The 12,982-nt window shown below is 60.7% G+C and carries 12 protein-coding genes; 5 read left to right on the top strand and 7 right to left on the bottom strand.

Going from position 1 to position 12,982, the window contains the following annotated elements; translation table 11 throughout:
• From DXT96_RS02390 to DXT96_RS02375, 4 genes are all read right to left on the bottom strand, one after another.
• Complete coding sequence (locus tag DXT96_RS02390) at positions 1-201, bottom strand: heavy-metal-associated domain-containing protein (protein ID WP_153513400.1); 201 nt, start codon at positions 199-201, stop codon at positions 1-3.
• A gap of 56 nt (positions 202-257) precedes the next feature.
• Positions 258-680 (bottom strand): Cu(I)-responsive transcriptional regulator, encoded by a 423-nt coding sequence (cueR, locus tag DXT96_RS02385; protein ID WP_371418768.1) that lies wholly within the window; start codon positions 678-680, stop codon positions 258-260.
• Positions 677-3,262, bottom strand: coding sequence for a heavy metal translocating P-type ATPase (locus DXT96_RS02380; RefSeq protein ID WP_194287527.1), 2,586 nt, complete (start codon positions 3,260-3,262; stop codon positions 677-679). Before DXT96_RS02380 ends, cueR begins: the two co-directional genes overlap by 4 nt.
• 163 nt (positions 3,263-3,425) lie before the next feature.
• On the bottom strand, positions 3,426-4,034 hold the full coding sequence (locus DXT96_RS02375; RefSeq protein WP_153513399.1) for a class I SAM-dependent methyltransferase: 609 nt from the start codon (positions 4,032-4,034) through the stop codon (positions 3,426-3,428).
• 116 nt (positions 4,035-4,150) lie between these two features.
• Between DXT96_RS02375 and DXT96_RS02370 the strand changes: the two genes are divergently transcribed.
• Together DXT96_RS02370 and DXT96_RS02365 are read left to right on the top strand one after the other, a co-directional pair.
• A complete protein-coding gene (locus tag DXT96_RS02370; protein WP_153513398.1) occupies positions 4,151-4,426 on the top strand; it encodes a type II toxin-antitoxin system RelB/DinJ family antitoxin in 276 nt (91 codons plus the stop codon).
• A complete protein-coding gene (locus DXT96_RS02365; protein ID WP_149898870.1) occupies positions 4,423-4,758 on the top strand; it encodes a type II toxin-antitoxin system YafQ family toxin in 336 nt (111 codons plus the stop codon). Before DXT96_RS02370 ends, DXT96_RS02365 begins: the two co-directional genes overlap by 4 nt.
• 27 nt (positions 4,759-4,785) lie before the next feature.
• Here DXT96_RS02365 and blaOXA read toward each other — a convergent pair whose 3' ends face one another.
• Together blaOXA and DXT96_RS02355 are read right to left on the bottom strand one after the other, a co-directional pair.
• On the bottom strand, positions 4,786-5,610 hold the full coding sequence (gene blaOXA / locus DXT96_RS02360) for a class D beta-lactamase (RefSeq protein WP_142839376.1): 825 nt from the start codon (positions 5,608-5,610) through the stop codon (positions 4,786-4,788).
• 112 nt (positions 5,611-5,722) lie between these two features.
• Positions 5,723-6,202, bottom strand: a complete 480-nt coding sequence (locus tag DXT96_RS02355; RefSeq protein ID WP_153513397.1) for a YcgN family cysteine cluster protein — start codon at positions 6,200-6,202, stop codon at positions 5,723-5,725.
• 265 nt (positions 6,203-6,467) lie between these two features.
• On the opposite strand from DXT96_RS02355, the gene DXT96_RS02350 reads away from it, so the two are divergent.
• The 3 genes from DXT96_RS02350 (at position 6,468) to DXT96_RS02340 (ending at position 11,735) form a co-directional block, all read left to right on the top strand.
• On the top strand, positions 6,468-8,654 hold the full coding sequence (locus tag DXT96_RS02350) for a transglycosylase domain-containing protein (protein ID WP_149898867.1): 2,187 nt from the start codon (positions 6,468-6,470) through the stop codon (positions 8,652-8,654).
• A gap of 314 nt (positions 8,655-8,968) precedes the next feature.
• Positions 8,969-10,414 (top strand): alginate export family protein, encoded by a 1,446-nt coding sequence (locus tag DXT96_RS02345; RefSeq protein ID WP_153513396.1) that lies wholly within the window; start codon positions 8,969-8,971, stop codon positions 10,412-10,414.
• 25 nt (positions 10,415-10,439) lie between these two features.
• Positions 10,440-11,735, top strand: a complete 1,296-nt coding sequence (locus tag DXT96_RS02340) for a serine hydrolase (protein WP_194287590.1) — start codon at positions 10,440-10,442, stop codon at positions 11,733-11,735.
• A 277-nt stretch (positions 11,736-12,012) separates the two neighbouring features.
• On the opposite strand, the gene DXT96_RS02335 is transcribed toward DXT96_RS02340, so the two are convergent.
• The gene (locus DXT96_RS02335) at positions 12,013-12,912 is read right to left on the bottom strand and encodes a LysR family transcriptional regulator ArgP (RefSeq protein ID WP_153513394.1); all 900 of its coding nucleotides are present in this window, start codon (positions 12,910-12,912) and stop codon (positions 12,013-12,015) included.
• Between the last annotated feature and the right edge of the window lie 70 nt (positions 12,913-12,982).

The raw sequence follows: 12,982 nt of genomic DNA, 5'->3' as shown, positions 1-12,982 counted from the left end.
TCAGCTCACCCGTTCCGGCGAATAACCGGCATCGCGGATCGCCGCTTCAGCCGTTGAGGCGTCGCCCGCCACCGTGAGTTTGTGGGTGGCGAGATCGATGCTGACAGACGCGTCGGGCAGCACGTCGGCGAGAGCGCCGCGCAGGGTCTTTTCGCAATGGCCGCAGGTCATGTCCGAAACGAGGAAGGTGGTTGCACTCATGGTTTTTTCTCCTTTTTGACCGGTAGCGATGTGGTCGCGCCGGCTGTCATTGCAGTTCAGTGGGTTCTTGCGGGTTTCCCGGCGTTCTTTTCAGAGCCGGCGAGATCATCGAGGATGGGGCAATCGGGCCGGTGGTCGCCGCCGCAGCAATGGGCGAGATGGGACAGGGTCTTCACCATGCTCTTCATCTCGGCGATCTTCTGCTCCAGATCGACGATGTGGACGAGCGCGATTTCCTTCACCGCCGAACTCTCACGGCTCTTGTCCTGCCAGAGTTTCAGCAGCGTCTCGGTTTCTTCCAGAGAGAAACCAAGCGTGCGCGCCCGTTTGATGAAGCGCAGATTGTGCACGTCCTGCTCGCCATAAACCCGGTAATTATTGCCGGTGCGGGCAGCGGGGGTGATGAGGCCGATCTGTTCGTAATAACGGATCATCTTGGCGGAAACGCCCGATGCTTCCGATGCCTGGCCGATATTCACGACGTCACCTCCCTGTGCGCAACCTTCGCCCTTTTCAACCGCAGCGCATTGGCAAGAACGAAGACGCTGGACAGCGCCATGGCGCCCGCGCCGATCATCGGCGACAGCGTGATGCCGAAGGCGGGATAAAGCACACCCGCCGCAACCGGTATCAGCGCCACGTTATAACCAAAGGCCCAGAACAGGTTTTCCTTGATGTTGCGCATGGTCGCCCGGCTCATCTCGATGGCATTGACCGCGCCGAGAAGATCGCCGCCAACCAGCACCACATCGGCGCTTTCGATGGCGACATCCGTGCCGGTGCCGACAGCGATGCCGATATCGGCTTCGGCCAGTGCCGGCGCATCATTGATGCCATCGCCGACGAAGGCCAGCACCCTGCCGCCGGCGCGCATCTCGTGGATCGCCTTCACCTTGCCTTCGGGCAGCACTTCCGCCACTACGCGGGAGATGCCGACCTGTCGGGCGATTGCGTTTGCCGTGCGTTCATTGTCGCCCGTCACCATCGCCACTTCGATACCCATCGCCTGCAGCGCCCGGATGGCGGTGACACTTGACGGTTTCAGCGGATCGGCGACGGCAATTGCGGCTGCCAGCCTGCCGTCGATGGCGGCATAAAGCGGCGTCTTGCCCTCGTCACCCAGCCTTGCGGCGGCTTCAGCGAAGATACCCACGGAATGGCCGAGTTTGGCCATGTAACGATCCGCGCCGACTTCGACCCTGCGGCCATTGACGGTGGCGGCTATGCCGTAACCCGTCACGCTTTCGAAGTTCTCGACGGTGGCAGGCTCGAGTCCTGCAGGGGTCGCAACCTTCTTTTCCTCCGCAGCCCGCACGATCGCTTCGGCAATCGGGTGTTCCGAACGGCCCTCGACGGCAGCGACCAGCGCCAAGACCTCGTTATCGGCAAACCCTTCCGCAACCACCAGATCGGTCAGTTCCGGACGGCCCTTGGTGACAGTGCCGGTCTTGTCGACCACAACGATCTGCGCCGAGCGCAGTTCCTGCAGGGCCTGTCCCTTGCGGAACAGCACGCCCAGCTCCGCCGCCCGGCCGGTGCCGACCATGATCGAGGTCGGCGTGGCGAGACCCATGGCGCAGGGGCAGGCGATGATGAGCACCGCCACCGCATTGACCAGCGCGAAAGTATAGGCGGGCTCAGGGCCGAAAATCGCCCAGACAATGAAGGTCAGGACAGCGATTGCGATGACGACAGGCACGAACAGCGCGGTGACGCGGTCGACCAGCAACTGGATCGGCAGCTTGGACCCTTGCGCCTCCTCCACCATGCGGATGATCTGCGACAGCATGGTATCCGCGCCGACCTTGGTCGCCTTGAACTTGAAGGCACCGGTCTTGTTGATGGTGCCGCCGACGACCGTTGCGCCGACCGTCTTTTCCACCGGCACGGGTTCGCCGGATATCATGGATTCATCGACATAGGACGAGCCTTCGACGACTTCGCCATCCACCGCCAGCCTTTCACCGGGACGGATGACGATGATATCGCCCGTCACCAGATCGTCAGGGGAAATATCGATGGTCGCACCGTCGCGCTCCACCCGGGCGGTTTTCGCCTGCAGGCTCATCAGTTTGCGGATGGCGTCTCCCGTGCGGCCGCTGGCGCGGGCTTCGAGGAGCCGCCCAGTGAGGATCAGCGTTACGATAACGGTGGCCGCTTCATAATAGACGAACTGCGCCTCTGCCGGCAGCAGATCGGGTGCGAAGGTCGCCACGACCGAATAGAGATAGGCCGCCGTGACACCCAGCGCCACCAGCGAGTTCATTTCCGGCGCGCCGCGCAAAAGTGCTGGAAAACCGGTCTTGAGGAAGCGCAGGCCCGGCCCGAAAATCACCGCCGTCGCCAGCACGAAATAGATGTAATAAAGGTTCTGCGTCTCGATGAGACCCATCAGCCAGTGATGCATCGGCTCATAGAGATGGCCGCCCATTTCCAGCACGAAAAGCGGCGCGGTCAGGATGGCGGCGATCGTCAGGTCGCGTTTCAGCGCTCCCTCTTCGCCCGCATGTTGCATATGGTCATGGCCGCCGCTTTCGCCGGCCGCTGGCATCTGGTTGTGGCTTTGATGATGTCGGTGGTGTTGGCTGTGGTCTTGATGGGCGGAATGATCGTGCGGCTTGCGTGTCGTCAAGGTAAAGCCGGCCAGCTTTGCCGTTTCCACCAGCGCATCCCGCTCACGTCGGCCGCCGATGGTTTCCACCGCGACCTTGCCGGCTGCGGCATCGACCTTCACATCGACGGTGGTGGCGACGGCGTCCAGAACGGACTTCAACCGCCCAGCATCCGTGTCATTGCGCAGACCTTCGACGGCAAATTCATGCCGGTCCGGTGCGATATCGTAACCCACCTTCTTGATGGCGGCGCCAAGCGTCCTGGCCGAAAATCCTTCGGCCGGCTCCACGGTGAGCTTCTTTGTCGCGAAGTTCACGGAGCTTGAGGCGACGCCCGGCACCTTGGCCGCGGCCGTTTCCACCCGCCGCACGCATGACGCGCAGGTCATGCCTTCCACGGGAATGGAAACCGGTTGGTTCGAATGGGCGTGTCTGACTGTCTCGTTCATGGGAAATCCCCTTTCGAGACCCTATGTAGGGCTTCCCATGATGGGAAGGTCAAGGTATGGGCAAGCTTTTTGTTGAACACACAATCGTGAGCACAGAAAACAGCCATAAAAGCAGGAATTTCCGCCGTTTACCTTTTCCGTCGGGTAACCGCGCGGTCGCCTCTCAGGCCGTCACGCGCCTGGCGAGATAAACCGTCGCCCCACCGCATTGCGGGTCATTGACGATGTGATCGAGAAGCCGGAACCCATGTGCGGCGAGCAGGCTCTCATAATCTTCGCGCGCAAGGCTGGCGTGATAAAGCGGCTTGCCATGGAACGTGCCAATCGCTTCGCCATGGCCCGGCCCGGCGGTGAACATCAAGGCAGCACCGTCATTGGCGTGCTGGCGGAAAATGCCGAACATCAGGCGTTGATCTTCGGGCTTCAGGTGGAAAAAACTGTGCCAGGCAATCAAACCGTCAAAACGGCGACCGAGAGCCAGCTCGCGCATATCGGCAACCGCCCAGAGATTTTCCGGAAACCGGCTGCGGCAAAGTTCGATCAGCGGCAGGGACGCGTCGATGCCCGTGACGTCATAGCCATTGGCGATGAAATAGCCGGCAATCGGTTCACCGGAACCGCAGCCGATATCGAGAATGGAACCGCCATCAGGCAAAAGCGAGGTAAACCTGTCCAGCCATGGTTTTTCGGCAAGGGACCGGCCGCGCTCCTTGTCGAAATCAGCGCCGTGTTCGGTATAGAGCCCGATGACATCGCGGGAGGCGTTCGACATTTCCTGATGTCCTTTCCCGGGTTCAAGGCATTCCGGCCCTGGCGTTACCTGTGCATCGAATATTGAAAATGATGCTCATTTGAGCTACATACAACATTCTCAAAAGGAGGTCGAGCATGACCGCAAATGCTTATGTTAGAGCGCGTATCGATCAGGCGATCAAGGACGATGCGACCGCTGTGCTTGACAGTCTGGGGCTGACCGTTTCCGATGTCATGCGCATGATGCTGACGCGGATCGCCCGCGAAAAAGCCCTGCCCATCGAACTGACGCGACCCAATGCCGAAACGCTTGCCGCTATCGAGGAAGCACGCGCTCTCGCGGCGGCGAGGCGTCCCCGCTTCGAAACAACGGAAGCTATGCTCACCGCCCTTGACGGCGACAAGCGGTGACAGACGGAAAAGGCCGTGAAAAGCCGGCCGCATCAAAGCGGACGACGTTGCCGCGCAGTTCAGATTTCACCCGGCAATTTCTTAAAGACTGGCAGCGTCTGAACAATTCCGGGCGCTACGATATGGAGAAACTGAAGAAGATCATGCTTCTCCTCGTCGCCAATGAGGGGCCGTTGCCGCCACAGTTTCATGACCATGAATTGACCGGAGAATGGCGCGATCATCGCGAATGCCATGTCGGCGGCGACTTTCTGTTGATCTACATCCTTGATGAGAAGCAGAATCTCGTCGTTTTCACGCGCACCGGAACGCACGCCGAGCTTTTCAGATAAAGGCGTAATCCAAACCGGACGATCCTTCTACCGATGCACCGCCAGCCGCGGAATATCACGCAAAAAGGCGTCGCGTACGGCGGGGCCGAGCGGTTCGTTGGATGGTTTGTCGGAAACGCGCAGCCTTGCGAAGACGATGTGCTGGCCTTCCCGCTCCGCCCAGCCGACGAACCAGCCGAAAGGACGGTTACGGTCGGGGTTGCCCTTTTCATCGCGCATATAGCCGGTGCCGGTCTTGCCATGCACGGCCCAGCTTTCCGGCGCATCGAACGTTGGAACGATCGCCCGGGTCTTTGCCTGCGCATCGCGGGAAAAAGGCAGGTTGCCGGCCAGCAGACGGCGGATGAAGCCGACCTGCTCCACCGGTGAGATGGTCAGCGACGAACCGAGCCAGGAATGGGTCAGCCCGTTATTCTTGCCGGGCTCACCGGAAACATCAGCATTGCCGTAACCGAGGCGCTTTACATAAGCGGCAAATTTTTCCGGGCCGAGACGGCGGGTGACTTCGCGCGAGTACCATAGCACCGAATCCTGCTCCCATATGGTGGGATCAACCGTCTTACGGTCCGAAGCGCGGGCCTCCGTGCCGGGTTTCCAGTCCCAGGCGGGCGACTTTTCATCCTGAAGGATGCCGGCATCGTAGCCGATCAGCGCCAGCGGCACCTTGAAGGTGGAGGCCGGTGCGACGCGCTGGTCGCAGGCGCCCTGCTGGTTGATGACCGCCCCCGTCTCGATGGAGGTGACCAGCGTGCATTCAAACGCCTGCGGCTGTTGCTGGGCGGAAGCGGAAAGCGGCAGGAAGCCCGGAAGGGCAAGGCACGAAAGAACGATGGCGGGCAGCCGGTAGCGCATGCGTTTTGATGTCCCTCGTCCGCATTTTGCGGATCATTTGCCTGAATGGTGAGAGCGGTCTAGGTGACTGATGGGGCAGGAATAGGACCAAAACGAAAATTGACGTCTTCCGTCAAGTCCGTTCCTTTTCGCCTGCCCTCTCACCCACTGTCAGAGGCCAATCGACCACATAATCCTCGAAGTCGTCAACATCCACATCGGCCTCGCTGACGGTTCTGCCGCGTGCCGAAATGCCGGCCTGATGCACCGTCTGCGTATCGCCGGAGACGAGATAGTGCCACCAGTACAGATCCTTGCCATCACGCACCAGCGCATAGGCGCAGGTGGGCGGCAGCCAGCCGATCTCATGCACCTTCTTCAGGTCAAGCTGGATACAGTCCGGCACGGTGGCGCGGCGATTTTCATAGTTGGAGCATCGACAGCTTTCACCGTCAAGCAGCACACAGCGAACCGAGGTGAACACCACTTCGCCGGTGTCCCAGTCTTCCAGCTTGTTGAGACAGCACAGGCCGCAGCCGTCGCACAGGCTTTCCCATTCCTCGCCGGTCATCTCGGTGAGCGATTTGGTTTTCCAGAACGGCGCGTCATTCATCGTTAACATTTCCGTTTCATTTTGATCTCTTGGACGGGAGTGTTTAACCGGTCCCTAATCCTTTATATCGTATCGCCAAGGGCTGGTTTGTACGATATTTTAGCATATTGGCGGCGGCTGAGGGTCATTGGCCCGCAAGAAGTCGCCACGTCAAGCAATTCCGACATAACCATGCCACGCTTTTGCGTCGGGAATGGGTTGGAAGAGGAATATCAGGCAGGCATATCGACGGGCCGCGTTGCGTTGAACAGGAAAACATCGCCAGGTGCAGGAAGAAAAAGACGATAAAAACGGCCGCAAAAAGCGGCATATCCTGCTCCGGATCGATAGCTTCATCGATAGCGGCCTGTGGACGGCTGCGGCGCGACTGGTGGATTTCTGGGAAGACGTCACCATCGCCTCGCGCAAATTGCATGTGCGCGGCTGGAAGAAACTGGTCGTCAACCTGACCTGCGATGCGCTGACTTTCGGAACCGCTGGTGCCGTCGTGCTTCTGGCGCTGGCGATGCCGGCTTTCGAAGAGACCAAGAAGGACTGGCGTTATCGCGGCGACTTCGCCGTCACCTTCCTTGACCGTTACGGCAACACCATCGGCCATCGCGGCATCATCCATGAAGACAGCGTGCCGATCGACCAGATGCCGGATCATTTCATCAAGGCGGTTCTGGCGACCGAGGACCGGCGTTTCTTCGACCATTTCGGTATCGACTTCATCGGCCTTGCCCGCGCCATGAGCGAGAATGCCCGCGCCGGCGGTGTAGTGCAGGGCGGCTCGACGCTGACGCAGCAGCTCGCCAAGAACCTGTTTCTCACCAATGAGCGCTCGCTGGAGCGCAAGATCAAGGAAGCCTTCCTCGCGCTCTGGCTTGAGAGCAACATGTCGAAGAAGGAAATCCTCAGCCTTTATCTCGACCGCGCCTATATGGGCGGCGGCACCTTTGGTGCTGCGGCCGCGGCGCAGTTTTATTTCGGCAAGAACCTGACCGACGTGACGCTTTCGGAATCCGCCATTCTGGCCGGCCTGTTCAAGGCGCCGGCCAAATATGCGCCGCATGTCAACCTGCCGGCGGCCCGCGCCCGCGCCAATACCGTGCTTTCCAACCTGGTGCAGAGCGGGCTGATGACCGAGGGCCAGGTGATCGGCGCGCGGCGCAACCCGGCCACCGTCATTGACCGCGCCGATGTGAAGGCGCCGGATTATTTCCTCGACTGGGCCTTCGACGAGGTGCAGCGGCTGGCCGCCGAAGGCAAGTTCAGGGATCACACCGTCGTTGTGCGCACCACCATCGATACCGGCCTGCAGCAGGCGGCTGAACAGGCGATGGAAATGGAACTGCGTGAATATGGCGAGGGTTACCGCGTCAAGCAGGGCGCAATGGTGATGATTGAAAACGGCGGCGGCGTGCGCGCCATGGTCGGCGGCCGTGACTATGGCGAAAGCCAGTTCAACCGCGCCACGGCAGCCCTTCGCCAGCCGGGTTCCTCCTTCAAGGTCTATACCTACTCGGCCGCCATGGAAAAGGGCATGAAGCCGGACACGCTGATTTCCGATGCGCCGGTGACATGGCGGGGGTGGTCGCCGCAGAATTACGGCCGTTCTTATGCCGGCAGGGTAACGCTGCAGATGGCGCTCGCCAAATCCTACAATACCGTGCCTGTGCGGCTCGCCAAGGATGTGCTCGGCACGCAGGTGATCGTCGATACAGCCAAGGCCATGGGCGTCGCCACGCCGCTGCGCAGCGACAAGACCATTCCGCTCGGCACTTCGGAAGTCACCGTTCTCGATCAGGCCACAGCCTATGCCGTGTTCCCGGCCGATGGCATGCAGTCGCGTCGCCACGGCATCGAGCAGGTGATGGATTATGAGGGCAATGTTCTCTACGATTTCAGCCATGACGAGCCGCCCGCCAAGCGGGTGCTCTCCGAGGACGCCAATTCCAAGATGAACCAGATGCTGGTGACCATCCCGGTGATGGGCACGGCCCGGCGCGGGGCGCTGGATAACGGCATCGTCTCCGGCGGCAAGACCGGCACTTCGCAGGCCTATCGCGACGCCTGGTATGTGGGCTTTACAGGCAACTATACGACCGCCGTCTGGTTCGGCAATGACGAGTTCACGCCGATGAACAACATGACCGGCGGCGCGCTTCCCGCCATGACCTACAAGCGGCTGATGGACTACGCCCATCAGGGCATGGAACTGCGCCCGATCCCCGGCATCCAGAACCCGCTGCCGACGGGCGCGCGCCCGCAACCCTCGGCGCAAGTCGCATCCGCCAGCACGCCCGCCATGCCGGCGCTCACCCGCCCGCGTTCGCTCTCGGCCGAGGCGACACGTGTCATCCGCTCCATCGCCAAGAAGATGAAGGATGCTTCGGCCCTGAGCGTGACGACGCAGAAGGTGGCGGATGCGTCGCTGCGGGAAGGCGTGGGCGAGGCTGGGCGGCGTTAGGATGTCCGGATACCGGGTTATGCACTGCGCGACCTTCAGACCGGCTGATTGGCTGGATCGCTTTCAATCATAGGCTGTATATTGCACCAAGAGGATGGCGTCGGCGCATTTGCTTGAGAAAAATAACTCAAGCATAAATCGACGGCCTACAGGTTAATTTACATTGCGCGCGACCAAAAATATTCTCGCACCGGAGAATAAGAACACGAAATCGTCTTTCTACACTCCAAGATTGAATAGACCATTCCGACCAATTCATGTCTAAGTGAATGCGGTTATTTCTGTCTGGTCACAAAGCGATCCCGGAGGACGGCATGAACGATGCGGGAAATGCAAGGCGGGCGGTGGCGGCTGTTCTTGCTGCTGGCCTTGGGCTTGCACCCCATGCGGCCCGTGCGCAGGATCCCATGCTCCTGATCGACGAGCCGGGCTTCGAATTGCGCCTGCATTTTCAGGCCGGCGTGAACGCCGTGGCCGAACAGAACCTGTTCTGGAACTTCGCCGATACTTTCGCTCCGTCCGCCGGCTTCGATAGCGACACGCGCTGGCTTGAGGGCTACCTGATGCCCGGCCTCGGTTTCACCGCCGATGCCGGCGAGCGGCTCCAGATCTATGGAAAGATTTCCGCCGTTGCCTCCGGCACGCTTGGCACTGATGCCTTCGATGCCGGCGGCACGGGCGCCATCACACTTGAAGACGGCTATCTCGGCCTGCGCTCCAGAGCTGAAACCGGCCCCTTCTTCGATATTTCCCTCGGACCGCGTCCGTTCCAGACCGGCACAGGCATGCTGATCGCCAATGGCGGTTCGAGCGGTTTCGAGCGCGGCGCCCTGAAACTTGGGCCGAGAAAAGCATGGGAACAGGCCGCCATCCTCCGGTTCGGCAAGGATGACCTGACGGCGACGGCCTTTTTCATCGACGCGAATGAATTATCCGACAAGGACAGCGGAACGAAGATCGTGGGAGCGGATCTGCGTTATGAACCGCAAGAAGGTCGATATGTCGGCATTACATTCGGCCATGTTCCGGAATCCGGCTCACCCTACGCCCGGGCTGCGGCTGGCGGCATCGGCGCGCCGGTCATCATGCCGGGTGCGCGCGAGGGATTGAGCTTCATCAACGCCTATACCCGCACCAATCCGTTCGATGCGCCCCTGCCGGGTTTTTTCATCGGTGGCGATATCGCCTATCAGTGGAACCCCGATATCGACCTCAGGGCCTGGGGCGGCCGCACTCAGGTCGGTTATGCGTTCGAAGAGGTTTCGTGGACGCCGACCATCGCCTACAGCTACCAGACCTTCTCCGGCGACGATCCTTCGACCTCGCGTCTGGAACGCTTCGACCCGCTCTATTACGAAGGCAATCCGAGTGCATGGTCGACGGGCACGAAATCTTCCATGATGTTCCTGAATTCGAACGTCAATGCGCATCAGATCAGCCTGCAGGTGAAACCGACGCAGGCCGACACGTGGACGCTGCGCTACGCACATATCCGCGCCAATGAGCTGAACAGCCCGATCCAGTTCGGCCAGGGCACACGCCTCGACAACATAGACGGCACGCCCACCCCGGTTGCCGGCGTGGGCGACCACCATCTCGCCGATGATATCTATCTGGAATATTCGCGCGTTATCAATCCCAACACCTATCTCACGGCGGGCGTCAGCATTTCCTTCCCCGGCAAGGGCATGAATTCCCTGACCGCAGACAATTCGCCGAACTGGCTTGGAGGCTTCGTCAATGTCATCGTCAATTTCTAAAACCCTGTCGATCGTTCTTGCGACCATGCTGTCCGTTCTGGCCTACCCTTACGCCGCGTCCAGCCAGAACGCCACGCCGCTTTCGGCCGAGCAGTCAGACCCGACCAAGCTCGGCTGGATGCAGGGCTTTCCGCCACCGGAAGAGAAAATCATCCGCTTCTCGGACAGCGACTATTTCAACTTTCCGAAATCGCGCTGGACGGTCTGCCATTTCCGTCAGCTGATGCCGACGGTCAATGTGAGCCGCGGCCTCGGCGCACCCGCAACGCTCGAGCGCAAGCTCGATCCCGCCATTGATGCCGTGACATTCCGGCCGACCGGCGCAGACCGGGACATGAACTGGCAACAATCGCTGTCGGCCAATTATACCGACGGCATCGTCGTGCTGCACAAGGGCGTGCTTGTCTATGAGCGCTATTCCGGTTGCCTCAACGATGCGGGGCAACATGGCGCCATGTCGGTGACGAAGTCGCTGACCGGGCTTCTGGGCGAGATGCTGGTTGCCGAAGGTACACTGGACGAGAATGCCAAGGTCGCGACCGTCGTTCCCGAACTTGAAAAAAGCGCCTTCGGCGATGCGACGATCCGGCAGGTGCTCGATATGACGACGGGCCTGCGTTACAGCGAGGACTATGCCGATCCCAATGCCGATGTGTGGACCTATTCGGCGGCCGGCAACCCTCTTCCCAAGCCCGAGGGTTATGAAGGGCCGCGCAGCTATTTCGATTATCTGAAGACGGTGGTGAAACAGGGGGAACACGGTTCCGCCTTCGGCTACAAGACGATCAACAGCGATGCGCTCGGCTGGATCATCGCCCGCGTCTCGGGAAAATCGGTGGCAGAGCTGCTCTCGGAGCGGATCTGGAGCCGGATGGGCGCCGAACAGGACGCCTATTACACCGTCGATTCCACCGGCACGCCGTTTGCCGGCGGCGGGCTGAATGCCGGATTGCGCGACATGGCACGCATCGGCCAGTTGCTGCTCGATGGCGGCGTCGTGGATGGCCAGCGTCTCATTCCGCAAAAGGCGATCGACAATATCCGCCACGGCGGAGACAAGGCGGCTTTTGCGAAGGGCGGCTATCCGGCGCTGCAGGGCTGGAGCTATCGTGCCATGTGGTGGGTCACCCACAATGCCAACGGCGCGTTCATGGCGCGTGGCGTGCACGGCCAGGCAATCTACATCGACCCCGCAGCCGAAATGGTCATCGCCCGGTTTTCCTCGCATCCTGTTGCCAGTAACGCCGCCAACGATGCGACATCGTTGCCGGCTTATGAGGCGGTTGCCCGCTATCTGATGACACGGGTGGGAAAACCGTGAGGGCAAGGCGGTGAAGTCGGGGCATCGCCTGAAGATTTCTGTCGGAGCCTGTGGCTCACCCCCCTCTGTCCTGCCGGACATCTCCCCCTCAAGGGGGGAGATCGATCTGTGGCGAGGTCTCACCCATCTCAAAACTTGAGGATGAAGCGACATAAGGGCCTCTTGCCGATCTCCCCCCTTGAGGGGGAGATGCCCGGCAGGGCAGAGGGGGGTGAGCCACGCGTTCCACCGATTCCGTCTCTCCAAACTGCAAAACCGCAACCCGGCGCGAAACGCCTCACCGCAACAACACCGCCCTAGCCGTCTCCACAATATGTGATGTCAGCGCCGCCAGACGGTCGGCGGCCAAACGATTGACCTGCCAATAAAGCGGAATATCAAGCGGCGTACCGGGAACAACCTCCACCAGCCGCCCTTCCCTCAAATGCTCCGCCACCAGCTGCACCGGATTGAGCCCCCAGCCCATGCCGGCAAGGCTTGCCTTCACGAAACCATCGGTCGAGGGCAGCCAGTGGGTGGGATAGGAGACGTCTTCTCCCAGCGCCTGCCTGATCCAGCTCGCCTGCAGCCTGTCCTTCTGGTTGAAGGTCAGTCCCGGTGCGCGGGCAAGGGCTGAGGGCGTGACGCCATCGGCGAAATGGCGGGTCATGAAATCCGGGCTGGCGGTAGCGTGATATCTGAGCACGCCGAGTGGGGTGACGCGGCAGCCCTGCACGGGCTTGGCATGGGCGGTGACGGCGGCAAGCACCCTGCCCCCGCGCAGCCATTCCACCGTGTGATCCTGATCGTCCACCGCGATATTGACGAGATAATCGTTGCTGCCGGTGAATTTCGAAACCGCATCGAGAAACCATGTGCCGAGGCTATCGGCATTGGTGGCGATGTTGAGCGTCACACGCTCCTGTACCGATCCCGCCTCTGCAAGCGCTGGAAGCTGGCGGAACAATTCGCTTTCCAGCATGCCGACATGGTCCATATGCCGGCAGAGCCACTCGCCCTTTTCCGTCGCAACGCAAGGGTTGCCGCGCACGATCAACACCACGCCCAGCCGCTCCTCCAGCTGTTTGATACGCTGCGAGACGGCTGATGGCGTGACGAAGAGCAGCTGCGCCGCCTTTTCGAAACTGCCGGTCTGGGCAACGAGCGCCACGGCCCGCATGGAGGGATAGTCTAGCATTAGCCACACTTATCTAGGTTGAGTTTATTTAACTGGATTAAACCATCCTACCTCAATATCCAAGTACTCG

Source organism: Agrobacterium sp. ICMP 6402, from assembly GCF_009498615.1.
Lineage (GTDB): Bacteria > Pseudomonadota > Alphaproteobacteria > Rhizobiales > Rhizobiaceae > Agrobacterium > Agrobacterium burrii.
Note: the sequence above shows the minus strand (reverse complement) of the source record. Positions and strands in the feature narration are given on the sequence as shown.

Coding starts and splice junctions, on each gene's coding strand:
- DXT96_RS02370 (WP_153513398.1), top strand. CDS start 4,151: ATGACCGCAAATGCTTATGTTAGAGCGCGTATCGATCAGGCGATCAAG.
- DXT96_RS02340 (WP_194287590.1), top strand. CDS start 10,440: ATGCTGTCCGTTCTGGCCTACCCTTACGCCGCGTCCAGCCAGAACGCC.
- DXT96_RS02345 (WP_153513396.1), top strand. CDS start 8,969: ATGAACGATGCGGGAAATGCAAGGCGGGCGGTGGCGGCTGTTCTTGCT.
- DXT96_RS02380 (WP_194287527.1), bottom strand. CDS start 3,262: ATGAACGAGACAGTCAGACACGCCCATTCGAACCAACCGGTTTCCATT.
- DXT96_RS02335 (WP_153513394.1), bottom strand. CDS start 12,912: ATGCTAGACTATCCCTCCATGCGGGCCGTGGCGCTCGTTGCCCAGACC.
- blaOXA (WP_142839376.1), bottom strand. CDS start 5,610: ATGCGCTACCGGCTGCCCGCCATCGTTCTTTCGTGCCTTGCCCTTCCG.
- DXT96_RS02390 (WP_153513400.1), bottom strand. CDS start 201: ATGAGTGCAACCACCTTCCTCGTTTCGGACATGACCTGCGGCCATTGC.
- DXT96_RS02375 (WP_153513399.1), bottom strand. CDS start 4,034: ATGTCGAACGCCTCCCGCGATGTCATCGGGCTCTATACCGAACACGGC.
- DXT96_RS02355 (WP_153513397.1), bottom strand. CDS start 6,202: ATGAATGACGCGCCGTTCTGGAAAACCAAATCGCTCACCGAGATGACC.